At 70.4% G+C, this 23,159-nt stretch carries 22 protein-coding genes; 14 read left to right on the forward strand and 8 right to left on the reverse strand.

Annotation, left to right across the window (positions count from 1 at the left end; genetic code table 11):
* Positions 1-100: 100 nt before the first annotated feature.
* From ACFC1J_RS10565 to mshB, 7 genes are all read right to left on the reverse strand, one after another.
* Positions 101-982 (reverse strand): ROK family protein, encoded by an 882-nt coding sequence (locus ACFC1J_RS10565; RefSeq protein WP_375905231.1) that lies wholly within the window; start codon positions 980-982, stop codon positions 101-103.
* A gap of 20 nt (positions 983-1,002) precedes the next feature.
* Positions 1,003-2,508, reverse strand: a complete 1,506-nt coding sequence (gene argH, locus ACFC1J_RS10570; RefSeq protein WP_375905234.1) for an argininosuccinate lyase — start codon at positions 2,506-2,508, stop codon at positions 1,003-1,005.
* A 35-nt stretch (positions 2,509-2,543) separates the two neighbouring features.
* On the reverse strand, positions 2,544-4,286 hold the full coding sequence (locus ACFC1J_RS10575) for an ABC transporter permease (protein WP_375905237.1): 1,743 nt from the start codon (positions 4,284-4,286) through the stop codon (positions 2,544-2,546).
* Positions 4,286-5,371, reverse strand: a complete 1,086-nt coding sequence (locus tag ACFC1J_RS10580) for an ABC transporter ATP-binding protein (RefSeq protein WP_375905240.1) — start codon at positions 5,369-5,371, stop codon at positions 4,286-4,288. Before ACFC1J_RS10580 ends, ACFC1J_RS10575 begins: the two co-directional genes overlap by 1 nt.
* 8 nt (positions 5,372-5,379) lie before the next feature.
* On the reverse strand, positions 5,380-6,477 hold the full coding sequence (locus ACFC1J_RS10585; protein ID WP_375905243.1) for an extracellular solute-binding protein: 1,098 nt from the start codon (positions 6,475-6,477) through the stop codon (positions 5,380-5,382).
* Between the two features lie 71 nt (positions 6,478-6,548).
* A complete protein-coding gene (locus ACFC1J_RS10590) occupies positions 6,549-7,667 on the reverse strand; it encodes an ROK family transcriptional regulator (protein ID WP_375905246.1) in 1,119 nt (372 codons plus the stop codon).
* The gene (gene mshB, locus ACFC1J_RS10595) at positions 7,667-8,551 is read right to left on the reverse strand and encodes an N-acetyl-1-D-myo-inositol-2-amino-2-deoxy-alpha-D-glucopyranoside deacetylase (RefSeq protein ID WP_375905249.1); all 885 of its coding nucleotides are present in this window, start codon (positions 8,549-8,551) and stop codon (positions 7,667-7,669) included. Before mshB ends, ACFC1J_RS10590 begins: the two co-directional genes overlap by 1 nt.
* Before the next feature lie 154 nt (positions 8,552-8,705).
* On the opposite strand from mshB, the gene ACFC1J_RS10600 reads away from it, so the two are divergent.
* The 14 genes from ACFC1J_RS10600 (at position 8,706) to ACFC1J_RS10665 (ending at position 21,893) form a co-directional block, all read left to right on the forward strand.
* Positions 8,706-9,638 (forward strand): metal ABC transporter solute-binding protein, Zn/Mn family, encoded by a 933-nt coding sequence (locus ACFC1J_RS10600; protein WP_375905252.1) that lies wholly within the window; start codon positions 8,706-8,708, stop codon positions 9,636-9,638.
* A 62-nt stretch (positions 9,639-9,700) separates the two neighbouring features.
* Positions 9,701-10,507 (forward strand): metal ABC transporter ATP-binding protein, encoded by an 807-nt coding sequence (locus tag ACFC1J_RS10605; protein WP_375905295.1) that lies wholly within the window; start codon positions 9,701-9,703, stop codon positions 10,505-10,507.
* Positions 10,504-11,388, forward strand: a complete 885-nt coding sequence (locus tag ACFC1J_RS10610) for a metal ABC transporter permease (RefSeq protein WP_375905255.1) — start codon at positions 10,504-10,506, stop codon at positions 11,386-11,388. Before ACFC1J_RS10605 ends, ACFC1J_RS10610 begins: the two co-directional genes overlap by 4 nt.
* A 408-nt stretch (positions 11,389-11,796) precedes the next feature.
* A complete protein-coding gene (locus ACFC1J_RS10615; RefSeq protein ID WP_375905258.1) occupies positions 11,797-13,098 on the forward strand; it encodes a cell division initiation protein in 1,302 nt (433 codons plus the stop codon).
* A gap of 84 nt (positions 13,099-13,182) precedes the next feature.
* Positions 13,183-13,584: a Fur family transcriptional regulator gene (locus ACFC1J_RS10620; RefSeq protein WP_375905261.1), complete on the forward strand. Its 402-nt coding sequence runs from the start codon at positions 13,183-13,185 to the stop codon at positions 13,582-13,584.
* Positions 13,585-13,591: 7 nt separating this feature from the next.
* Positions 13,592-14,662, forward strand: coding sequence for a permease (locus ACFC1J_RS10625; protein WP_375905264.1), 1,071 nt, complete (start codon positions 13,592-13,594; stop codon positions 14,660-14,662).
* A complete protein-coding gene (locus ACFC1J_RS10630; protein ID WP_375905267.1) occupies positions 14,655-15,446 on the forward strand; it encodes a TIGR03943 family putative permease subunit in 792 nt (263 codons plus the stop codon). Before ACFC1J_RS10625 ends, ACFC1J_RS10630 begins: the two co-directional genes overlap by 8 nt.
* The gene (locus ACFC1J_RS10635) at positions 15,436-17,292 is read left to right on the forward strand and encodes a hypothetical protein (RefSeq protein ID WP_375905270.1); all 1,857 of its coding nucleotides are present in this window, start codon (positions 15,436-15,438) and stop codon (positions 17,290-17,292) included. Before ACFC1J_RS10630 ends, ACFC1J_RS10635 begins: the two co-directional genes overlap by 11 nt.
* On the forward strand, positions 17,292-18,104 hold the full coding sequence (locus ACFC1J_RS10640) for a DNA-3-methyladenine glycosylase (RefSeq protein WP_375905298.1): 813 nt from the start codon (positions 17,292-17,294) through the stop codon (positions 18,102-18,104). The genes ACFC1J_RS10635 and ACFC1J_RS10640 overlap by 1 nt, the downstream gene beginning before the upstream one ends.
* A gap of 141 nt (positions 18,105-18,245) precedes the next feature.
* Positions 18,246-18,482, forward strand: a complete 237-nt coding sequence (gene rpmB / locus ACFC1J_RS10645) for a 50S ribosomal protein L28 (RefSeq protein WP_045271470.1) — start codon at positions 18,246-18,248, stop codon at positions 18,480-18,482.
* Positions 18,482-18,652: a 50S ribosomal protein L33 gene (gene rpmG / locus ACFC1J_RS10650; RefSeq protein WP_045250846.1), complete on the forward strand. Its 171-nt coding sequence runs from the start codon at positions 18,482-18,484 to the stop codon at positions 18,650-18,652. The genes rpmB and rpmG overlap by 1 nt, the downstream gene beginning before the upstream one ends.
* 3 nt (positions 18,653-18,655) lie before the next feature.
* Positions 18,656-18,961 (forward strand): 30S ribosomal protein S14, encoded by a 306-nt coding sequence (gene rpsN / locus ACFC1J_RS10655; protein WP_045250847.1) that lies wholly within the window; start codon positions 18,656-18,658, stop codon positions 18,959-18,961.
* Positions 18,962-19,281: 320 nt separating this feature from the next.
* Positions 19,282-19,569 (forward strand): HU family DNA-binding protein, encoded by a 288-nt coding sequence (locus ACFC1J_RS10660; protein WP_045250850.1) that lies wholly within the window; start codon positions 19,282-19,284, stop codon positions 19,567-19,569.
* Positions 19,570-19,703: 134 nt separating this feature from the next.
* Complete coding sequence (locus ACFC1J_RS10665) at positions 19,704-21,893, forward strand: cytochrome c oxidase assembly protein (RefSeq protein WP_375905277.1); 2,190 nt, start codon at positions 19,704-19,706, stop codon at positions 21,891-21,893.
* Positions 21,894-21,933: 40 nt separating this feature from the next.
* Here ACFC1J_RS10665 and ACFC1J_RS10670 read toward each other — a convergent pair whose 3' ends face one another.
* Positions 21,934-23,052, reverse strand: coding sequence for a hypothetical protein (locus ACFC1J_RS10670; RefSeq protein WP_375905280.1), 1,119 nt, complete (start codon positions 23,050-23,052; stop codon positions 21,934-21,936).
* Between the last annotated feature and the right edge of the window lie 107 nt (positions 23,053-23,159).

Consider the following 23,159-nt stretch of genomic DNA (forward strand, 5'->3'; position numbering starts at 1 on the left):
AAATAACCGCTGATAGCAATTCCACAGGTGTGGGGGAGGGGCGTCAACGCCGGAAAATATGTCCGCCGCCGCGTCCCTCGGGGGAACGGGGCGGCGGAGCTCACGCCGCTGCGGCGTCGTCGGCCAGCATCACCGCGCCGCGCAGCGAGGCATCGGGCCCGAACTCGGACAGCAGCAGCTCGGGCGCATAGGGGAGGGCGGCGCCGAGACGCGCGGACAGCGGCTGGAACAGGGCGGATCCCGCCCGGGTCATCCCGCCCCCCACGACGATCCGCGACGGATCGCAGGTGAGCGCGGCGGTGATGAGATGACGGGCGATCTCGTCGACCGTGCCCGACCACATCTCATCGGCCGCGGGGCTCGTGCCGAGCGCTGCGATCAGCCCAGGGACATCGGAGGCGGGCACGTGACCGTCGCCACGGACCCGCTGCTCCAGGCCGCTGCCGCCGGCGAACTCCTCCAGGGTCGGGACGCCTGCGCGCCACTCGGACACCGCGCCCACGATGCCGTATCCGATCTCGCCGGCGGCGCCGTGGGCGCCGCGGAGCACCCGGCCGTCCAGCACCGGGGCGATCGCGATGCCGGTGCCGAGATTGACGTAGAGCCCCACCCTCGTGCCCCGCAGCGCGCCAGCTCTGGCCTCCGCCAGGGCGGCGGCCTTCACATCGTTCTCGATCGCGACCGGGACGGCTCCGAAGGCGTCCCGGAAGCGGCCGGCGAGGTCGAGCTCGGACCAGCCGACGACGTTCGGGGCGAGGTCGACCCTGTCGTCGAACACGATCCCCGGGGTCGACACCCCCACCGCGTCGACGACGACGCCCGGTTCCGTCAGTCGCGCGGCGGCCGCGAAGGTCCGCTCGAGCACGCTGAGGGCGGGCTCGTCGGGGCCGATCCGCAGGCGCTCGTCCCTGCGCGAGCCGTCTGCGGCCTCCACGCGGAGCGCGACCTTGGTGCCGCCGAAGTCGATTCCGAGAACGCTCATCCGGCGCGACATCCGCCCGATCACGCCTGAAGGGCTGCCGTCGCCTCGACCAGCCGGTCGGCGACGGCGTCGAGGTGATCGCGCTGGGTGTCGCGCCAGCGGCGCAGCTCCTGCTCGGTCTCCTGCCGGGCTGCGGCCATGCGGGCGACCTCGCTCGGGGCGGCGCCGCCGGTCGAGGTGCGCACGGCGACGAAGTTGTCGGCGTCGAGCGCGCGCGCGACGTCGTCGGTCGTGAGGGGGACCTCGCGACCCGTCACCTCCTGGGCGACCTCGCGCACGCGGTCGGTGGACACGGACCGCACGTCGGTCATCCCCGCGGCGTCGGCCTCGCGGACGATCCGGGACACGACCGTGTGCGCCTGGGTGAAGGTGAGCCCTCCGTCGCGCACGAGCGTGTCGGCCAGCTCGGTGGCGTTCGCGAACGACGCCAGTGCGCGCTCGCGCATCACGTCGGTGTTCACCTGGATCGTCCCGAGCACGCCGGTCAGCAGGTGCAGGACGTCGGTGAGGGTGTCGACCGCGCGCCACGCGTACGGCTGGAGGTCGTCCTCGGTGTCGACGATGTCGCCGAACGGGGTGTTGTGCATCATCGTGAGCACGGTCGCCGCGCTCGCCGACGCCGCCGACAACAGGGACCGGGAGTGCTCGATGGAGACCGGGTTGCGCTTCTGCGGCATGATCGAGGAGATCTGCACGTAGGGGGCCGCGACCCGGTAGAGGCCGAACTCCGCGGTGCACCAGGTGAGGAAGTCGACGCAGCTGCGCCCGGTGTCGATCGCCATCAGCTGCAGCGCGATCGCCGAGTGCGCGATGTAGTCGGTCGCCGCGACGGCGTCGTAGGAGTTCTCCACCAGCCCGCCGAAGCCGAGCAGGCGCGCCATGTTCTCGCGGTCGATCGCGAAGCCGGTGCCGGTGAGCGCCGCACCTCCCATCGGCGAGAAGTCGAGGCTCTCGTAGGCCTGCTGGACACGGCGGATGTCCCGGCCGAGCACATCGGCGATCGCCAGGAAGCGGTGCCCGAGCACGGAGGGCTGCGCGGGCTGCGTGTGGGTGTGCTCGAGCGTGAGCGTGTCGGCGTGCTCCGCTCCGAGCCGGATCAGCGTCGCATAGAGCTCGCCAGCGGCGTCGAGCACCTTCAGCAGCTGGCGCCGCATGACCATGCGGTACAGCGTCATGCCCATGTCGTTGCGGCTGCGCGCCGTGTGCAGGCTGCCGGTGACCTCGCCGCCGATCCGCATGAGCTCGTGCTCGACGGTGAAGAACAGGTCCTCGAACTCGCCGGTGTACTCGCTCGCCGCGAGGGCGCCCAGGTCGAGCCCGTCGATGGCCGACGCGATGGTCGCGGCCTCCGCATCGCCGAGGATGCCGGCGTCGTGCAGCATCACCAGATGCGCCCGGTGGATCTGGATCATGGACGGCAGCAGCATCCGCTTGGCCTCGTTGTACGCGGGGCGCAGCACGGCCGTGGTGTAGCTCTCGCCGGGGAAGGAGGCGCCGTCGCGCTGGACGATCTCGTCGCGGTTCATTCTCTATCTCTCTCTGAGGGGTCTGTGGGCGGAGGTCAGAAGGCGGGCGTCGCCGCTTCCCTGGCTTCCATGCGCCGGGTGACGATCAGCACGACGAGCACCAGGAGGACCTGGATCATGCCGTACACCGAACCGGTGCCGATGTTGCCCTGGTAGTTCTCGTTGTTCACCGCGATCGACAGGGGGATCCACTCGGGGGTGTAGATCAGGATGCTCGCGACGAACTCGCCGACGCCGTCGACGAACGCCAGCAGCGCACCCGCCATGATGCCGCGCGAGATGAGCGGCAGCACCACACGGCGGAACGCGTACCACCAGCTCGCGCCGAGGCTGCGGGCCGCGTCCTCCAGATTCGGGTCGAGCTGCGAGAAGGACGCGACGGTGGAGCGGAAGATCAGCGGGTTGAACCGCACGAAGTAGGCGAGCGGAAGGATCGCGAACGTGCCGACCAGAACCTGCCCGAAGGCGAAGGGCGAGGGACTCGAGAACGCGGTGATGAGGTTGATGGCGACCACCGTGCCCGGCAGCGCCCAGGGCAGCATGATCGCGATGTCGAGCGCGAGCTTGCCGCGGAACCGCATCCGGCTCATCACGTAGGCCGCACCGGCGCCGAGGATCATGGCGCCGCCGACGGCGATCACGCTCATCAGCAGGGAGTTGGTCACCGGGCGCCAGAACTCGAAGCCGCTGAACAGCTGGCCCCACCACTCGAGGGTGTACTGCGTGGGCAGCGCGCTCATCCGCCAGCCGCCCTTCGCCGTGACCGAGAGCACCGCGATCATCACGATCGGCAGCACCAGGAACAGCGTCACGGGCACGGCGACGACGAAGAGCAGCACCCGGAGGGGCGTGGAGGCCACAGTCGACCGCTTGCGTCCGCCGCCCTTGGACTGGGTGCGGTACACCTTGCGCTGCTCGTAAGAGCGGATGATCGCGAGGAACACGATCGAGATCACCGCGAGCGTGGTGGAGATGATCGAGGCGAGCCTCATGTCGCCGTTGGTCTTGGCGATCACGATCTGCTGCGTCATTACGTCGGTGTACTGGAAGAGCAGGGGGGCGGTGTACGAGGACATCGCCGACATGAAGGTGATGAGCGAGCCCGCGACCAGCGCCGGCGTGAGCATCGGCAGCACGACCTTGGCCCAGATGCGCGCGGTCCGCGCGCCCATCGAGGCCGCCGCCTCCTCGAGCGACGCGTCGGAGTTGGCGAGTGCGGCGGAGACGGTGAGGAAGAAGTAGGGGTACATCGTCATGGCGTGCACGATGAGCACGCCGGCGACGCCCTGCAGCCAGAAGGCCTTCTGGTCGACGCCGAAGAGCTCGTGCAGCGCGAAGGGGATCCGTCCGCCGACGCCGAACAGGAGCTTGAACGACCACACGCCCATGAGCGGGGGCAGCGCGATCGGGAGCAGCGCCAGCACCTGGAACACGCGTCGGCCGGGGAACTCCCAGCGCGTGAGCAGGATCGCGACGCCGGTGCCGAGCACGCCCGCGCACAGCACGGACAGGAGCGACAGCACGATCGATCCGCCGATCGCAGAGGTCTGCGTGGGGTTCGCGAAGAAGTCGCCCCAGGCCTTGAACGAGAACCCGAGGATCTCGGCCTTGTCCTGCGAGACGCTGCGTCGTGCGGTCGCGATCATCGGCCCGATGACGTAGCCGAGCAGGACCACGAGCAGGAGGGCGAGCGTGAGTGCCGTCGACCAGCGTCGGCGGATCCAGGAGGGGCGCTTCGACGGCCCGATGACGCGCTGGGCGTTGGTGAGCGTGACCATCAGCTGTCCGCCGGCACGCAGTACGCGGCCTCCTCGGGTAGCACCACGCGCAGGGCGTCGCCGCGCGTGGGGCGCATGTGGGAACCGGTGAGGTCGACCTTGATGCGGCCGATCGCGGTGTCCAGCTCGCAGGAGAGCGAGTGCCCGATGAAGTCGACGTCCGCCACGGTGCCGGAGACCGTGTTGACATCGTCGGTGGGGCCGGCGAGGCGGACGTTCTCGGCGCGGATCGTCGCGACCACGTCCGATCCGACGGCGAAGTCGACGCCGGGAGCGGCCGAGCCGGTGCGCACCGCGAGAGTGCTGCCGTCGGACAGCGTGAGCTCGGCGCGGTCGCCGTCGCTCCGGCGCACGGTGGCGCGGAGCAGGTTGTTGCGTCCGAGGAACCCGGCGACGAACGCGGTGAGCGGCCGGCTGTACACCTCGTCCGGGGTGCCCACCTGGTGCACGACGGCCGTGTTCATGACGGCGATGCGCGTGGACATCGCCAGCGCCTCCGCCTGGTCGTGGGTGACGTAGACCGAGGTGATCCCGGTCTCGGCGTGCAGGTCGCGCAGCGCGCTGCGCATCTCGAGCCGCAGCTTCGCGTCGAGATTCGACATCGGCTCGTCGAGCAGCAGGAGCTGCGGGCGGAAGACGAGCGCCCGGGCGAGCGCGACGCGCTGCTGCTGCCCGCCCGAGAGCTCGTCGACGCGTGCGTTCGCCTGGGCTGAGAGGCCCACCTGCTGCAGGACGTCGGAGATCCGACGGGCGGCCTCGGCCTTCTGCACCCCGCGCACGTCCAGCCCGAAGCCGACGTTGCGGCTCACCGACATGTGCGGGAAGAGGGCGTAGTTCTGGAACACCAGGCCCACGTCGCGCTTGTTCGCCGGAGCGTACGTCACATCACGATCGTCGAAATGGATCGTGCCGCTGTCGGGTTCCTCGAACCCGGCGATCATGCGCAGCGTTGTCGACTTGCCGCATCCCGACGGGCCGAGGAGGGTGAAGAACTCCCCGTCGTCGATCGTCAGGTCGATGCTGTTCACGACGGTGCCGGAGCGGGCGAACGATTTGCGGAGCTGGTGCAGAGAGACCGAGACCATGCGTCAGTTCAGCCCTTGTCCTTGATGTTGTCGGCCCAGTAGGTCATCCACTCGCTCTGGTGGTCGGCGAACACCTTCCAGTCGATCTTCATCTCGTTGATCTTGAAGTCCTTCATCCAGTCCGGCTGCTTGTCCTTCGGGATGTCCATCGCGGGGATCTGGTAGTAGTCGGTCGCGAGCTTCGCCTGCATCCCGGGCTCCATCAGGAAGTCCATGAACGACTTGGCGGCGGACGCCTGCTTCGTGTTCTTGATGATGCCGACGCCGTCGACGAGCACGGGAGCGCCCGACTTCGGCATGATGTAGCCCCACGGGCGGTTGTTCTTGAGCGGCTGGATCAGCGCGTCCTGCATGTTCCAGACCGTGACCTGACCGGTGCCCTGGTCGAGCTGGGTGTACATGTCGTCGGGGTTGGCGGCGTACGAGACGGTGTTGGCGTCGATCTTCTTCAGGAGGTCGTAGCCGGCTTCGGGCTTGCCGTCCTTGGCGAAGGCCGAGTAGACCATCGAGGCGTAGATCGTGCGCATCGTGCCAGAGGGCATGACGTCGCGGATGACGATCTTGTCCTTCCACTCGGGGCTGGCGAGATCCGCCCAGTCCTGCGGCGCGGTCTTCTCGGTGAGGAGATCGGAGTTGTAGATGATGACCTCGGGCAGCAGCATCTCCGCCGTCCAGCGGTTCTCGGGGTCCTTGTACTTGTCCGGAACGCCCTTGTCGTTCTTCGGGGTGTACGCGTCGAGCAGCCCCTCGGAAGCGGCCTGCTCGAACTGCTGCTGGGTGCCGCCCCAGAGGAAGCCCGCCTGCGGGTTGCCCTTCTCGGCGCGGACGCGGTCGAGGTTGTCCTGTGCGCCGGCGATGACCGTCTGCACCTTGCCCTTGTACTCGGGGAACTTCTTCTCGAACTCGCCCACGACCCAGGCGACCTCGTCCTTGTCGCGTCCGGTGTAGATCGTGAGGCCTTCGCTGGGCGCATCCGTGGCGGAGGCCTTCGTCTGGGTCGGCTTCGCAGCGCTGACGTCGCCGGCGCAGCCCGAGAGCAGCAGCGCTCCGGCGGAGGCGAGGCCCGCGGCGGTGAGCAGGGGTCGGGTGATCTTGTGTGCCTTCATTTGTCTTCCTCGTCGAAGTGGTGCGGCGGGTGCCGCGGATCGGGTGGGATTCGGGGGAGCGGGGAATGCGATCAGAGGCCTCCCGCGAGCAGCTGCTGCCAACAGCGGTTCACCGCCGAGTCGAGCACCGCGTTCGGATTCGAGCGGGCGGCTCTGACGTCGGGGGCGAACGGCAGGTTCTTGCGGACGGGCGCGAGCATCTCCGCGTGGTCCTCCGCGCGGAAGGCCCGTGCGTGACCGCCGAGCAGGATCACGTGCGGATCGAGGATGGCGGTGATGACCGCGATCGCGTGCGAGAACGAGGCGAGGATCTCCGTGCGGAGGGTCTGCGCCGCGGGGTCGCCGGCGTCAGCCAGTGCGAGCAGCCGGTCCACCGCCTGTCCGCCGACGTCGTGGCCGGCGGCCTCGAGTCGCGCCGCGATCGCGATCGTGGAGGTGGAGTCCTCGAAGTCGGTGCGATCGGTCGCGCTGAGCGGGAACAGCCCGATCTCGCCCGCGGCGCCGTGGTCGCCCTCGATGAGCCGGCCGCCCGCGATGATGCCCGCGCCGATGCCCCGCTCGCCGAGGTAGAGATAGACGGCGTTGCGACCCGCGCGCGGGTCGAGGCTGCGGCGCTCGGAGGCCATCATGAGGTTCACGTCGTTGTCGATCGTGACGACGGTCCCGAAGCGGTCGCGCAGCATGGTGCGCAGCGGCACCGTCGACTCCCAGCCGAGATCGGGAGCCGCGCTCACGTCGCCGGTCTCGGCGTCGACGACGCCGGGCACGGCGACGCCGATGCCCAGGAGATGCGGCGTGCGCTCGACCAGGCTCGCGACGAGCTCGATGATGGCGGCGGGGTCAACCCTGCCGGACGTCGCGGGGGCGACGGTCTCGGCGATCACGCCTCCGTGCAGGTTGATGCTGCGGGCCCGCAGCGAGTCCGAGGCGCAGGAGACGGAGAGCAGTGCTCCGTAGTCGCGGACCACCTCGAGCTGCACGGGCGGCCGGCCGATGGTCTGGGTCTGGTTGCCGACCTCGCGCAGCACGCCGTCATCCAGAAGGCTGCGCACGACGCGGGTGATGAGAGAGGAGCTGACGCCGAACTGCTCGACGAGGTCCGTGCGGCTCTTGCGCTGCTCGTGCAGCGCGCCGACGATGCGGGCGCGCTGCGTGCGCCGGTCGTCGAGCGCGAGGGTCGGACGCGCCATCATCGCGCCGCGCCCGGCAGCAGTTCGGTCTCGTAGTCGGCGGACGTGCGGTGCCCGCCCTTCACACGGATGAACCATTCGCGATCCTGGATCCGCATCCCGCGCCCGGAGGCGAGCACCCAGTACGGGCCCTTCACGGTGAGCTGCGTGCGATGGCAGTCGAGGGCGGCCGCCTTCGCGTCGAGGTGCGCCGACACGTCGAACTCGACGTCGATCTCCTCGTCCTCGTGCACGCCGTCGGGGTATTCGGCCGGATCCGGGTCGACCCACAGCCCGAGCTCGTCCGCGTGCGCGGCGAGGGCGGTGAGCTCGTCGACGATCAGGCGACGGGGCACGGCCGTCCAGTAGACCGACGGCACCTCCCAGGCCGGGCCGTCGAGCGCGGCACCGGGATCCGCGGCGAGTTCGACGCCCCGCATCGCGACACGGTGCGTCTGGATGTGGTCGGGGTGCCCGTAGCCGCCGTTCGGGTCGTAGGTGATCAGGGCCTGAGGGCGGATCTCGCGGATGATCTCCGCCATCAGCAGGCCCGCCTCGTCGAGGTCGGCCTGCCAGAAAGCGTCGGGGCGGTCGTTGGCGGCGATCCCCATCCGCCCGGAGTCGCGAAAGCGCCCTGGCCCGCCGAGATAGCGGTGGTCCGCGACACCGAGCGCGGACATCGCCGCGGCGAGTTCGCGCGCGCGCTCGGGACCGAGCGCGTCGTCCTCGTCGACGTACAGGTGCGACAGCTCGGGGACGGCGATCCTGCCCTGCTCGCCCTGCGTCGAGGTCACCACGGTGACGCCATGCCCTTCGGCGACGAGCCGCGCGATCGTTCCCCCCGTCGCGCAGCTCTCATCGTCGGGATGAGCGTGCGCGAGCAGGACGCGAGATCCGTTCGCCATGGGTGATCTCCTCTGATCGTCGTGCCCGCCGCCGTCGGCGAGGCGAATTAGATTCTGACAGCAAGAATCAAAGTGAGGCCAGACCGGAAAATAAGTCGGGATGCCGCCACTCCTCGTTTTGATAATGATTCTCATTTAACGTAGAGTCGAGCGCATGACCAAGCCCCTCGCCGCCCTCGCTCTCGCCGCCGCCTCGCTCCTCGCCCTCGCGGGATGCTCCGCAACGCCGGCGGCGGGATCGCCCACCGGGGACTCCTCGGACCGGATCCCGGTGACGGCCTCGACGAACGTCTGGGGCGACGTGGCGAAGCAGATCGGCGGCGATCACGTCGAGGTCACGTCGGTCATCGACTCGCTCTCGAAGGATCCGCATGAGTACGAGGTGACGGCGGCCGACCAGCTCACGGTGAGCAAGGCGAAGCTCGTCCTGGAGAACGGCGGAGGGTACGACGCGTTCATGGGGGACCTCGTCACGAAGGCCGCCGACTCGGTGCCTGTCGTCTCCGCCGTCACTTTTGCGCCGGCCTGGCCGAAGGGCGAGGACGGCGCCAAGACGGTCGAGGGCTTCAACGAGCACGTCTGGTACTCGACCGCGGTCGTCGACAAGGTGGCGGCGAAGATCGCCGATGAGCTCGGCACGATCGCCCCCGCGCACAAGGCCGACTTCGAGAAGAACCTCGCCTCCTTCGAGGAGGGGCTGAAGGGCCTGGACGCGAAGCTCGCCACGATCAAGGGCGCGCACGACGGCGTCAAGATCTTCGTCACCGAGCCCGTGCCGCTGTACCTCACCGAGGCGGCGGGGCTCGTGAACGTCACGCCCGACGCCTTCAGCCACGCGGTCGAGGAGGGGCAGGACGTGCCGCCGGCGACCCTGCTCGAGGCCACCAAGCTGATCGACTCCGGCGATGTGAAGGTGCTCTTCGCCAATGCGCAGACCGGCGGCGCCGAGACCACGCGCGTGATCGATTCGGCCAAGGGCAAGGGCGTTCCGGTGCAGGAGGTCACCGAGCTCGTGCCGGACGGCAAGACCTACCTGACCTGGATGCAGGACAACATCGAGACGCTGACCCGTAATCTCGACAAGTGACCTTTTCCTCCGACGCCACGCGGGCCGGGGCGGCGTCCGGCGGGACGCCCGCTCCGGAGCCGGTGCTGCAGATTCGCGGCGCCGCGATCCAGCGCGGCGATCGGGAGCTCTGGAGCGGGCTCGACCTCGACGTCGCCCCCGGTGAGCTCGTCGCCGTGCTCGGTCCGAGCGGAACCGGCAAGACCACGCTGCTGCGGGCGATCCTGGGGCTCCAGCCTCTCTCGGCGGGCACGGTGATCGCGCTCGGCGAGCCGGTCCGCCGCCGGGGCAGCCGCCGCATCGGGTATCTGCCCCAGGCCAGGCCGCTGCCCGCGGAGACCTCGATGCGGGGGCGGGATCTCGTCGCCCTCGGCGTCGACGGGCACCGCTTCGGTCTTCCGTTCCCGCGCCGCGGCGACAGGGCCCACGTCGATGCGCTCATCGACGCGGTCGGCGCCCGCGCCTTCGCGGACCGCCCCGTGGGCGTGCTCTCCGGCGGCGAGCAGCAGCGGCTGCGCGTCGGCCAGGCGCTCGCGGACGATCCGCGCCTGCTGCTCTGCGACGAGCCGCTCACGAGCCTCGACCTCGCGAATCAGCAGGCGGTGACGGGGCTCATCGACGCGCATCGCCGCACGGGAGCCGGCGTGCTGCTCGTGACCCACGACATCAACCCCGTGCTCGACATCGTCGACCGGATCCTCTACATCGCGAACGGGCGGTTCACGCTCGGCACTCCGCGCGAGGTGCTGACCACACAGGTGCTGAGCGCGCTCTACGGCGCGCCCGTGTTCGTGCAGGAGGTCGGCGGCCGGCTCGTGGTGGTCGGCGCCCCCGACGCGGAGATCGCCGCGCACCACCACGAGCACGGCGACCACGAGGAGGGCGCATGAACATCGACGACATCGGCCAGGCGATGTTCGGCGGGCTCTCGCAGTACGGCGAGATCCTCGGGCTCGTCTCGAACTCGGTCTGGGCCGGCGCGATCCTCGGCCTCGTCGGCGGGCTCATCGGCGTCTTCGTGATGCAGCGAGACATGGCCTTCGCGGTGCACGGGATCAGCGAGCTCTCCTTCGCGGGCGCCGCCGCAGCGCTGCTCTTCGGCGTCGACGTGATCGCCGGATCGATCGTGGGATCCGTCATCGCCGCGGCGATCATCGGCTGGCTGGGCGCTCGCGCCCGCGACCGCAACTCGATCATCGGCGTGCTGATGCCCTTCGGGCTGGGCCTCGGGATTCTCTGCCTCTCGCTCTACAGCGGCCGCGCGGCCGGCCGGTTCAGCCTGCTCACCGGGCAGATCGTCTCGGTGCAGTCGACGCAGCTCGGCTGGCTCGCGGCGATCTGCGCGGTCGTGCTCGTCGGGCTGCTCCTCATCTGGCGGCCGCTGCGCTTCGAGTCGCTGGACCCGCAGTCCGCGGCCGCGCGCGGCGTGCCCACGGTGGGCGTCTCGTTCGCGTTCATGCTGCTGCTCGGACTCGTCGTCGCGGTCGCCGTGCACATCATCGGTGCGCTGCTCGTGATGGCGCTCGTGGTGACGCCCGCGGCGGCGGCGATGCGGATCCGTTCGGGCCCCGTCGCGGTGCCGCTGCTCGCGGCGCTCTTCGGCCTGGTCTCGGCGGTCGGCGGAATTCTGCTCGCCGTGATGGGCACGCTCCCGGTGAGCCCGTACATCACGACGATCTCGTTCGCGATCTACCTCGTCTGCCGCATCGTGGGCGCACGTCAGGAGCGCGTCGTGCGGCTCTCTCCCCGCGTCTCAGAGCGGGTCGCCTGACTTCCGTGCCTGTCGTCATCCGGCCGGTCATCGCCGGCCGAATGCAAGGCGCTCTCGCTGCGTGCAGGACCGAAGGGGCATGCCGGACCGTGATTCGCGGGGGATCGTGGCGGTACGGCGGGCCGGTCCTGCAGACGGCCACAGGTTCGGCGACGCCCGAGAGGACAGTGCACGGCGGCCTTGCGGACGCGGTGCCGACGGCGCGTTCGATCCCGGGCGCGATCGAACTGCACCCGGCCGCATTCCGCCCTGTCGGCAGACCGGAACCGCGGGTTAGGATCGTCAGGACTCGCGCGGATCGCGGCCCCCGCACCCAGGGGCGCCGGACGACGCGATTCCCCCTCCGCATCCATCCCGGCGCATCCCCCGCGCCGGGGAGCAGGAGGGGAGAACAGAAAGGCGCGGCACGTGGCCGAGGCAACCGAGGACCGAGCAACCGAGGACAAGGCGCAGCAGGGCGATTTCTTCGACCAGCTGCTGGACAACCCCGCGACGCAGCAGTCCTTCACGATCGGCTTCCGCGGCTATGACAAGTCCGAGGTCGACGCGCATCTGACCGCCCTCAAGGAGGAGCTGCGGCGCGCCACCGAATCCGGGGCCAAGACCGACGCGCACCTGCGCAGCGAGCTCGACAAGGCGGCGGAGAAGCACCGCCAGGAGCTGGCGAAGGCCACGGCCGCGCATGACAAGCGCGCGGCGAAGCTCGAGTCCGACCTGGCGACGGCGAACGCGAAGATCACGGAGTCGGCGCAGCAGATCCAGTCGCTGAGCACGGCGCTCGCCGGATCCCAGGAGGACATCGACGAGGCGACGTCTCGGTCGCAGTTCGAGACCGTGCTGCGGGTGGCGGAGGAGCAGGCGAGCGTCCTGATCCAGAACGCCGCGGTGCAGGCGGAGCGGCTGCTGGAGGCGGCGCGGGACGAGGCGGCCGCGAAGCGTGCGGAGCTCGACGCGGATGTGGCCCGGATCACGGCCCAGGCCGAGCGCGACGCCGACCAGGTGCGCTTGAAGATGGAGACCGAGTTCACCGCGCACACCGCCCAGGTCGAGCGGGAGGCCGCGCATGCGGCCGAGAAGGTGAACCACGCGGAGCAGGAGGCGCACTCGATCCGCACCGAGGCAGAGAAGGGAGCGGCGGCGCTGCGGGCGATGGTCACCCGGGAGACGACGGATCTGCGCGTCTCGGCCGAGCGCGAGGTGCGGGAGATGAACGCGCGCGTGCTCGAGATGGAAGAGTCCCTCACCCGCCGTCAGGACGACGCGCAGCAGGAGTTCCTGGTGCTGCACAACCAGGCCGTCGCGCACGCGGAGCGGATCACCGCAGATGCGAACGAGCAGGTCTCCTCGTCGCTCGCTCATGCGGAGCGGATCTCCGCGAAGGCCGAGGACTACGAGCGTCTGATGCGCTCCCAGGCGAGTGCGATCGAGGCCGAGGCCCAGGTGCGCGCCAGGGAGACCCTGGATCGTGCCAGGACGAAGTCGCAGAAGATCGTCGACATGGTGACCGCGCACACCGCGAACGTGGTCCGCGACGCGGATGACCGTGCGCGTCAGCTGCGCTGGCAGCAGCAGCAGCTCACGAGCTTCATGGCCGAGGTGCGCGAGCTGATCCGCCCCGACGGCGCTCTCGGCAGCGAGGCATCCGGATCCGCCCCCGCCGACACCGGGACCGAGCCTTCCGGAGACGCCGAGGCCACGTCCGCCGAGTGACCCTGCCCCGGGGTCGACTCGGCGCCCAGCGACCGGAATGACTGCTCCCAGCCGTGGACCAGGGGACGGCTCTAGACTCGGGGCATGGCCCAGCGGAACACGTGGCAGCGCGAACGCGTGCGCGAGGAGCTCTCCGACGCGCGCGGATTCGTGAGCGCGCAGTCCCTGCACCAGGCCCTGCGCGAGGCCAACACCGGCATCGGCCTGGCCACCGTCTATCGGGCCCTGGCCGGGCTCGCAGCCTCCGGCGAGGCCGATTCGCTGCAGAGCCCCGAGGGTGAGGCGCTGTACCGCGCATGCAGCAGCGAGGGTCACCACCACCACCTGATCTGCCGGTCCTGCGGGCTGACCGTCGAGATCGAGGCCACTGACGTCGAGCAGTGGGCGCAGCGCACGGCGGCCCTGCACGGCTTCCGCGACGCAGAGCACGTGGTCGACATCTTCGGACTGTGCGCGAGCTGCGCCAACGCCGCTGCGCAGGAGTGATCGTCGCGTGACCCTGACGACCTCCGGCCGCCGAGCCACCGCCGCGCGAGAGGCGGAGACGCCGCACGCCCTGCGCGCCCCGGCGCCGCGACTGTCCGGCCGCACGGCGCTCATCGGCGCGGCGATCGGCGCGGCCGTGGTGGCCGCCCTCGTCACGATCGACGTGTTCGCGCCGCAGCTGTTCTCCGCCCGGCTGCCCAACCGGCTGCAGGACGGGCTCACCCTCTCCCTGAGCGTCCTGTTCGAGGCGCTGCCGTTCGTGATCCTCGGCGTGCTGCTCTCGATCGTGGTGCAGGTCTGGCTGCCGGCGGGCGTGATCGAGCGGATCCTGCCGAAGCGCGGCTGGGCGCGGCGGGCCGTGCTGTCGCTGCTGGGCATGCTCATCCCGGTGTGCGAGTGCGGCAACGTGCCGTTCGCGCGAGGCCTCATGATGCGGGGCCTCGGCCCCGCGGAGGCGCTGACCTTCCTCATGGCGGCCCCGATCGTCAACCCGATCGTGATCCTCACGACGCATGCGGCGTTCGGCTTCGACGGCGGAATCCTCGTGGCCCGGCTCGTCGGCGGCTACCTCGTGGCCAACCTGATCGGCTGGGTCTACAGCCGCCACCCGGATCCCGATGCGCTCCTCACCGCGCGGTTCCGCGACACCTGCGAGGTCGTCGTCCACGAGCAGGGATCCGGGGTCCGCCGGAGCCTCGCCCAGTTCCTCATCGAGTTGCGCGCCGTGATGCCCGCGCTGATCGTCGGATCCGCGCTCGCCGGCGCCGTGCAGGTGCTCGTCCCGCGCGACGTGCTGCTCGCGATCGGCTCGAACCCGCTGCTCTCGGTCGTCGCGATGATCGCGCTGGCCATCTCGGTCGCGATCTGCTCGAACGTGGACTCGTTCTTCGCGCTCTCGTTCGCCTCGACGTTCTCGCCGGGCGCGATCGTCGCCTTCCTCCTGGTCGGCCCGCTGGTCGACATCAAGATGATGGCGCTGCTGCGGACGACCTTCACCGCGCGCACTCTCGCCGGGATCGTGGGCATCGTGATCCTGTTCGGATTCGCCCTGGGGATCGGGGTGAACGTCTTTGCCTGAGACGACGACCGCGCACCGGCCCTCCCGCGCACAGGCGCTCGGCACCCGCTGGCTCGGCGCGGGCCTGGCCGCCGGGCTCGCCATCGCCACCCTGGTGCTCGCGTTCACCGGGCGGCTCACGCTCTACATCAGCCCGGAGACGGTGTGGTTCGCCGTCGCCGCCGCGATCGCGACGCTCGTCGGCGCCGTGTGGTCGTGCATGCTGCCGCTCGGCGCGGAGCAGGACCACGGGCACGACCACGATCACGCGCCCGCGAGGTCCGGCCGCCGCGTGCTGGGCGCCGTGGCGGGCGCGACCGGCGGTGTGATCGCGACGGGTGTCGTCGCGGGTGCGCTGCTGCTGCCGCCCGCCTCGCTCTCGGTCGACATGGCGATGCAGCGCGCCCCCGTGGGCAACGTGCTGTTCGCCGGCGCGGACAACGTCGCGCTCGGGGCGAACACCGACACCAGCACGTTCGGCGTGGGCGGCTGGGCCAGCGTGTTCGCCACGGGCAGCCGTCCGGAGAAGTACGACGGCTCCACGGTGACGCTCACGGGCTTCCTCACGCCCGACGGATCCGCGAAGGATCAGGCGCACCTGACCCGCTTGGTCATCACGCACTGCGTGCTCGACGCGCAGCCGGCGTCGGTGCCGGTGGGGATCAGCGGGTGGCAGGGCCAGTACGCTGTGGGCGACTGGGTCCAGGTGAAGGGAACGGTCCGCGCCAGTGCGGATGGGAAGCTCTCGATCGTGCCGGCCAGTGTGTCGAAGATCCCGGAGCCGAAGGACCCCTATGAGCACTGACGACGCGGATCATCCCCTCACCCGCGCCGAGCTGCGCGCTCGCCGCGCGGCCGAGGAGGCAGCGGGGGCCGTCGCGCCCGCGGCGCCGGAGAATCCGGAATCCGGGGGGCCTGCCGCGCCCGAGGCTCCGACTGCGCCCGAGGCGCCCGAGGCTGGCCGGGGCGCCGAGGCGCCGGCCGCTCCGGGCGTCCCCGCCGTGCCGCCCGCGGACGAGCCGGTCACGCGCTCCGCCGCGCCCGCGGAGGTCTTCGACCGTGCCCCCGGTCCTCGTCGCACGCCGAATGGCGGATCCGATCCCTCGGCCGTCCCTGCGGACGCCTCAGGGGCCGCTGCGGACCTCAGCCCCGCGCCCGCCGCAGAACCGATCGTGAGCTCGGAAGCCGAACCCGTCGCCGAGGCCGCGGCCGGGGGCGCCTCGCCGGATCCCCGGCTCGAGGCGCCGGAATGGCAGCCGCACCCCGCGCCCGCGCCGGCCGCACGCCGCCGCCGGTTCCCGCTGATCCTCGGCGCGGTGATCGGGGTGCTCGTCGTCGTGGTCGCCGGGTTCGGCGTGATCACGCTCCTGCAGGGGCCGCGCGTCAGCAGCGTCAAGATCGACGCGCAGTCCGCGATCGACGCCTCCGGCACGCGCATGATCATCACGGCCAGCCAGCCGCTGGCGAAGGTGGATCCGAAGCAGGTCTCGGTGAGCCCCCAGGCGCCGTTCACGGTCGACACGTCGGGGCGCAACCTCGGGATCCGCTTCACCGTGCCGCTCGACGACGATACGAACTACACGGTCACCGTGAAGGACGCGACGGGGACGGACAAGCAGAGACAGAGCACACTGCAGGCGAGCTTCCAGACGCCGAAGTCCACGATCTTCCTGCTGCAGCGCAACGCCAAGGGCGACGACACCATCTTCCTCACCGACCTCGGCGGCAAGAACGCCGTCCCGGTCGTGCAGCACGAGAAGATCGACGACTTCCGCGCCACCGCGGATCACCTGGTGGTGGCGACCGAGAAGGACGGCATCTCCGAGCTGCTCGTGATGGACCGGAAGGGGAAGAACCAGCGCGCGCTGAAGCTGCCCGGCCCCGGGTTCCTCTCGAACCTGCAGGTTTCGGAGCGCGGCAACCTGGTCGGCTACACCTTCACGGACAAGGGCATCAGCGCTACGAGCGGCCGCGCGAGCATCCTGGTCACGCAGTCGCTCACCGGCGACGGGGAGCCGCAGATCGTCAAGATCGGCGAGAAGATGCCGAGCATCTCCCAGTGGGCGTTCGTGCCCGACTCGTCCTCCGTCCTGTTCATCGACTTCAGCGGCGCCCTGTTCGTCCAGGACCGCGCCGATGCCAAGACGGCCCCGACCGCGCTCGGCGCCGCGCAGACCGTCGAGGGCATCTCCCGGGGCACCTACACGGCGATCGTCAGCCGCGGCAACGACCTCGTCGAGCTGAATCTCGCAGACGGCTCGGAGAAGCCCCTGGCCGCCTCGACCCCCGACTTCGGGGTGCCGGGGACCATCGCCCCGTTCCCCGGAGGGACGCTCCGCCAGGTCGCCACCCGCGATGCGAACGGTCTTCCGACCGGGCAGATCGTCACGCGGGTGGGCGACGACGGCAAGGCCACGAAGCTCTTCAGCGTCACCGGATCCGACGCGATCATGCAGGCCTGCCCCTCGCCGAGCGGGCAGTACAGCGCGATCGTGGTGGCGCCGAAGCTCGTCAACAACCCGTACGACCAGTCGCTGCTGCCGCTGCCGACCACGATGCAGACGCACATCGTCGACACGAAGACCGGCAAGGAGCTCGTCGTGCTCGCCGGGTTCGATCCGTCGTGGTGCGCGCAGGCGCCGCACCGCTGATGACCGGCGCCGGTCAGCCGCCGGCCGGAGACGGCCTGCGCCGGGCTCGTCGGGACGACCTGCTCGCGCTGCCGCTCGAGGTCGCGCCGCGTCTGCTCGGCGCCCGGCTGCGCACGATCGTGGACGGCGCGGAGGTGGTGCTGCGGATCACCGAGGTCGAGGCCTATCACGGCCAGGGCGCGGGTCCGGTCCCCGATCCCGGCTCGCACGCCCGGATGGGTCGCACGGCGCGCAACGCCACGATGTGGGGCGAGCCAGGGCATCTGTACGTGTACCTCAGCCATGGGATCCACTCCTGCGTGAACGTGGTGTGCGGGCCCGACGGCACCGCGGGCGGTGTGCTGCTCCGCGCCGGCGAGGTCGAGGCCGGGGTCGAGGAGGCGGCGGTACGGCGCAGACTGCGCCCGAAAGTCAGTCGATTCGGGGGCGCCGATGCGGTTCCGGTGTCGGAGGCCGCGGAATCGACTGAGCTTCGCACGCGTGAGCTGCGCGACCTCGCCCGGGGCCCGGGCCGGCTCGGGCAGGCGTCAGGGCTGCGACACCCGCGGCACGACGGCATCGACGCGATCCTCGGCTCCGAGCGGGCGGGCGCCGTCGCCGAACTGTGGCTCGCGGAGCCGCTCGCCGAGGTCGCCTCCGGCCCGCGGGTGGGAGTGGCGGGTCCCGCCGGCACGGATGCATTCCCGTGGCGCTTCTGGATACCGGGGGATCCGACGGTCTCGCCGTTCCGCTGGGGTCGGGGAGCGGAGGAGGCCCATCGCGCCGCGGAGGCTCTGCGGACGAGGACGCGCCCGGGATCGGATCCGTGCTAAAGTAGCTCTTTGTCTGCGCACACTCCTGTGCGCAGTTCGTATGCCTCCCTCCCTGCGGCCGACCGATCGGCGAGGGGAGAGGCGTGCAGACAAGGGATCTTGGGTGGGGCTGTCCGGCCTCACGGTAGAGAAGGAGTCATCATGGCAGCAGTGTGCCAGGTGACCGGTGCTGTTCCCGGCTTCGGTCACAACATTTCGCACTCGCACCGCCGGACGAAGCGCCGCTTCGACCCGAACGTGCAGAAGAAGACGTATTTCGTTCCGTCGCTCGGTCGCAAGATCACGCTGAACGTGTCCGCCAAGGGCATCAAGGTGATCGACGCCCGGGGCATCGAGAAGGTTGTCGCTGACCTCCAGGCGAAGGGTGTGAAGCTCTAATGGCCAAGAAGGCACAGGACATCCGTCCGATCATCAAGCTGCGTTCGACGGCAGGTACCGGTTACACCTACGTGACCAAGAAGAACCGTCGCAACACCCCCGACCGCCTCGTGCTGAAGAAGTACGACCCGGTGGTTCGCAAGCACGTCGAATTCCGAGAGGAGCGTTGATCCATGGCTAAGAAGAGCAAGATCGCACGCAACGAGCAGCGCAAGGTCGTCGTCGAGCGTTACGCCGAGCGTCGTGCCGAGCTGAAGAAGACCCTGGTCGACCCGAACGCGACCGACGAGGCCCGCGAGGCCGCCCGCGTCGGCCTGCAGAAGCTTCCGCGCAACGCGTCGCCGGCCCGCGTCCGTTCGCGCGACGCGATCGACGGCCGCCCCCGTGGTGTCCTCACGAAGTTCGGCATCTCGCGTGTCCGCTTCCGTGACATGGCGCACCGCGGCGAGCTGCCCGGCGTGACCAAGTCGAGCTGGTAAGTCTCACCGGTCCCTGAGCCTGTCGAAGGTTCAGGGAATCAGGGGCGGGGATCTTCGGATCCTCGCCCCTTCTGCGTGCCCGGATCCGGGAACTTCCCGCCCTGATGCGAGGAGTCCGATTCGTCGGACAGTGGATCAGACGTGTGACTGGAGTGACGGATGAGGCGCGACACGCCGCCGCAAAACGTCAAAACCCGCGAAATGACGCGGAAAACCAGGGTTTGGTTGATACATTCAAGGCGGTCGTTCGACCAACGGGGGGCATCCGCCCATCCGGAACTCTGATACGAAGCGACGGGATCCCGTCGCTGGAGGATGAAATGGCTGACAAGTCCATCACCAAGACCGAGCTCGTCGCGAGCATCGCCAGCGCCACCGGCCAGAGCCAGGCTGCCGTCTCCGGCGTTCTCGACGCCCTGTTCGCCACGGTCTCGGACGCTGTTGCCAAGGGCAGCAAGGTCTCGATCCCGGGCTGGATCTCCTTCGAGCAGGTCGCGACGGCTGCCCGCACGGGCCGCAACCCGCAGACCGGCGCCGAGATCAAGATCCCGGCCGGCAAGCGCGTCAAGGTGACCGCTGGTTCCAAGCTCAAGGCCGCCGTCAAGTAATTCGGCTTCGCCTCGCAGGGCCGTCCCTCCTCGGAGGGGCGGCCTTTCGCGTGCCGCCCCGATGCCCGGACCCTGTCCCCGGAGCGAAGTCCGCTCCCGGCAGACCCCGAGCGACACCGGAATAGGGTGGAGGGGTGAATCGCCCCGCCACCGGGGTCCGCCCCGAGACCGGGTCGGATGCCGCCCGCTCCGCCCTGCCCGCCGGATCCCCGACCCTGCGCATCGCCGGTCCCGTGATCCTCGTCGGAGCCGGGATCCTCGCGGTCATCGCCGGCCTCGCGTTCGGCGGGGGCGCGGCGCCGAACCTGCTGCTCGACCCCGGTCCCGTCGTGCGCTGGGGCCTTCCCGTCGTGAAGACGATCAGCAACCTGGGCGCCGCCGCGATGCTCGGGTCCCTCGTGCTCGCGCTGTTCTCCCTCCGCAGCGGGGCCCGCTCCTTCGAGATCGCGCTCGACACCGCCTCGATCGGCGCCGCCGTCTACACGGTCGCGAGCGCCGTGGCGGGCCTGTTCACGTTCCTGCAGACCCTCGGCGTGAAGCTCAGCGCAGGACCGGAGTTCGGCGCACAGCTGGGGCGGTTCCTGCTCGAGCTCCCGCTGGGGCAGGCCTGGCTGATGACCGTGCTCGCGGGGGCCGTCATCACGATCGCCGCCTTCGCGTTCCGTGGCTGGACCGCCACCCTGCTCACTGCGATCCTCGCCGCCGCCTCGTTCGTCCCGCTCGCCACGCAGGGCCACGCGGGCGAGCTCAGCGGTCACGACGCCGCCGTGAACTCCCTGCTGCTGCACACGATCGGCGCGGCCGTGTGGATCGGCGGCCTCGTGCTGCTGATCGTGCTGCGCGGATCCCGCAGCGAGCTCGGTGGCGACGGCCGCGCGACCGCGGCCGGCGCGAACGCCGCGATGAGCGCCGCGAACCCCGGCGTGAAAGCGGCGAAGCCCGCCAGGTCCGCCAAGCCCGCGAGCCCCCTCCAGGGCTCGAAGAAGGCGAAGGGCGCGAGCGGCTTCGCCGACGTCGTGCGCCGCTACTCCTCGCTCGCCCTCGCCGCCTACATCGTGGTCGCCGTCTCCGGTGTCGCCCGCTCGATCGTCGCCGTGGGCGACTGGGCCGGCATGCTCACGCCGTACGGCGGCCTCATCATCGCGAAGGCCGTCGTCCTGATCCTGCTCGGCGCCCTCGGCGCCCGCTACCGGACGCGCCTGATCCCGAAGCTCGACGCGGGCGGATCCGGCCCGTTCTGGACGCTGGTGCTGCTGGAGCTCGCGCTCATGGGCATCGCCTCGGGCCTTGCCGCCGCGCTCTCGCGCACGGCTCCGCCCACCGGGCTCGAGGTGGCGACCGTGCGCACGCCCGCCGAGATCCTCACCGGATCCCCGCTGCCGCCGGAGCTCACCCCGCTCCGCTGGATCACCGCGTGGAACATCGACCTCATCTGGGCGACCGCCGCGGCGTTCGGCATCGCGCTGTATGCGATCGGCGTGCTGCGTCTCCGCAAGCGCGGCGACTCCTGGCCGATCCATCGCACCGTCTTCTGGATCCTCGGCCTGCTGGGGCTGGTGTGGGTTACCGGCGGCGCGATCAACGCGTACCAGGAGACGCTGTTCAGCGTGCACATGCTCGGGCACATGATGCTGTCGATGGCGATCCCGCTGCTGCTCGTCGCCGGCGCCCCGGTCACCCTCGCCCTGCGCGCGATCGACAAGCGGGACGACGGCACCCGGGGAGGCCGGGAGTGGATCCTGTGGGCCGTGCACTCGCCGTTCTCGCGCGTGGTCACCAATCCGTTCGTGGCGGCGGCGATCTTCGTCCTGTCGCTCTGGGCGTTCTACTTCACCGACCTCGTGCGCTGGGCGATGACCGATCACATCGGACACGAGTGGATGACGATGCACTTCCTGATCTCGGGGTACCTGTTCGTGCTCACCCTGGTGGGGGCGGATCCGATTCCGCGGCGGCTGCCGTACGCGGGCCGGCTCATCACCCTCATCGCCGTGATGGCCACGCACGCGTTCTTCGGCATGGCGATCATGATGCAGTCGGGCCTGATGGTCGCGGAGTGGTTCGGTGCGATGGGGCGCACATGGGGCGCGACACCGCTGCAGGACCAGTACGTCGGCGGTGGCGTGGCCTGGTCGGTGGGGGAGATCCCGACCCTGATCCTCGCCATCACGGTCGCGATCCAGTGGAGCCGCAGCGACGCGAAGGTGCAGAAGCGTCAGGACCGGGCCGCCGATCGCTCGGGCGACGCCGAGCTCGAAGAGTACAACGCGCGGCTCGCAGAGCTCGCCGAGAAGGACCGGCGCGCCGCCACTCGCGGGCGCTGACCGCCCGGATCGGCCCTCGGGCAGGGCACGAGTCCTCGGATCAGCCCTCGGACCCGGGAGGGGGCGCCGACTGCTCGGGCGACGTGATGCTGATCGAGGCGGATCCGTCGGGCAGGAACCGGATCGTGCCGTCCACGTCGAACGGCACGTCCTGGTCGACGTGCGACACGGATCCGTCGTACAGAGACTTCACCTCGAGCTGCACATGCGCGGTGGCCGGGGCGGGCACGATCTTCCAGCCCTCGCCGTCCGGTTGCAGCGTGATGTCGGGGTTCTCGACCATGCTCCAGGTCGGGCCGTCGATGACCCTGTTCGACACGCTGATCCCGAAGGGGCAGCCGGTGGGCTGCAGCACGTGCTGCGTCGTGCACTGGCCGAGGAACTCGTTGACGCGCTGCTGCACGACCGTGACGAAGGCTTCGGTGGGCGTGGCCTGCACATCCAGTGGTACATCGGCGAGCGGCTTGTCGGCGAGCACGCCCATGCCCTTCGCGGTCGCGGTCGACGTCTTCACCGACACCGAGTAGAGCCCGGGGGAGAACACGAGCATCGGCACCGCGTCGAGCGGCGACGAGTCCGCGCCCTGCGCGGCGACCTGGCGGCGGTCGAGGTCGAAGCCGTTCACGGAGAACCGGTCGGATCCGCGCACCGTGAGCGAGATGACGGCGAGCGGGCTCTGCGCGAATTCCCACGCGGGGGCGACGCCGATCCAGCCGTCCTGGGCGACGCGGAACGTGGAGGTTCCGAGGTGGCCGCCGGCCTTGTACTGCACGGTGACCGCCGTGACGTCGCCGTCGGGGTGCTCGTCGGTCACGGTGATGTCGGTGAGCGTGCCGAGCGCGTCGCGGCGCAGCAGCGCGTCGGAGGCGGAGCGGAACGCCTCGCTGTCGAGGTCGCCGTGCGAGAGCGCGACGCCGGGCAGCTGCAGCGCGTCGGCGGCTCTTCCCTCGCTCAGCAGCGTCAGATAGCGGGTGACGAACGCGGAAGGGCTGTAGAACTCGCGGTACGCGGTGAGCCCGCCGGCGGCGAGCGCGGCCACGAGCACGGCGCCCACGAGCGCGAGCAGGGCGAGGTCGGACCAGAGCGGGGCACGGCGCCGCGCAGCCCGCGCCCGGCGCGACCGCGCGCCTGGCGCCTGCACCCCCGCCGACTGCACCATGGCGCCAGTCTACGAAGAGCAGCCTGCAGGATCCCCGAGTGGCCCGCGCGCCCTTCTTTACCGCGAGACTCCAACTGGGCGACGAGACTGCAGGCCAGGCGTGCAGT

The organism is Microbacterium sp. NPDC056052, from assembly GCF_042266785.1.
In the GTDB taxonomy this organism is placed as follows: Bacteria; Actinomycetota; Actinomycetes; order Actinomycetales; family Microbacteriaceae; genus Microbacterium.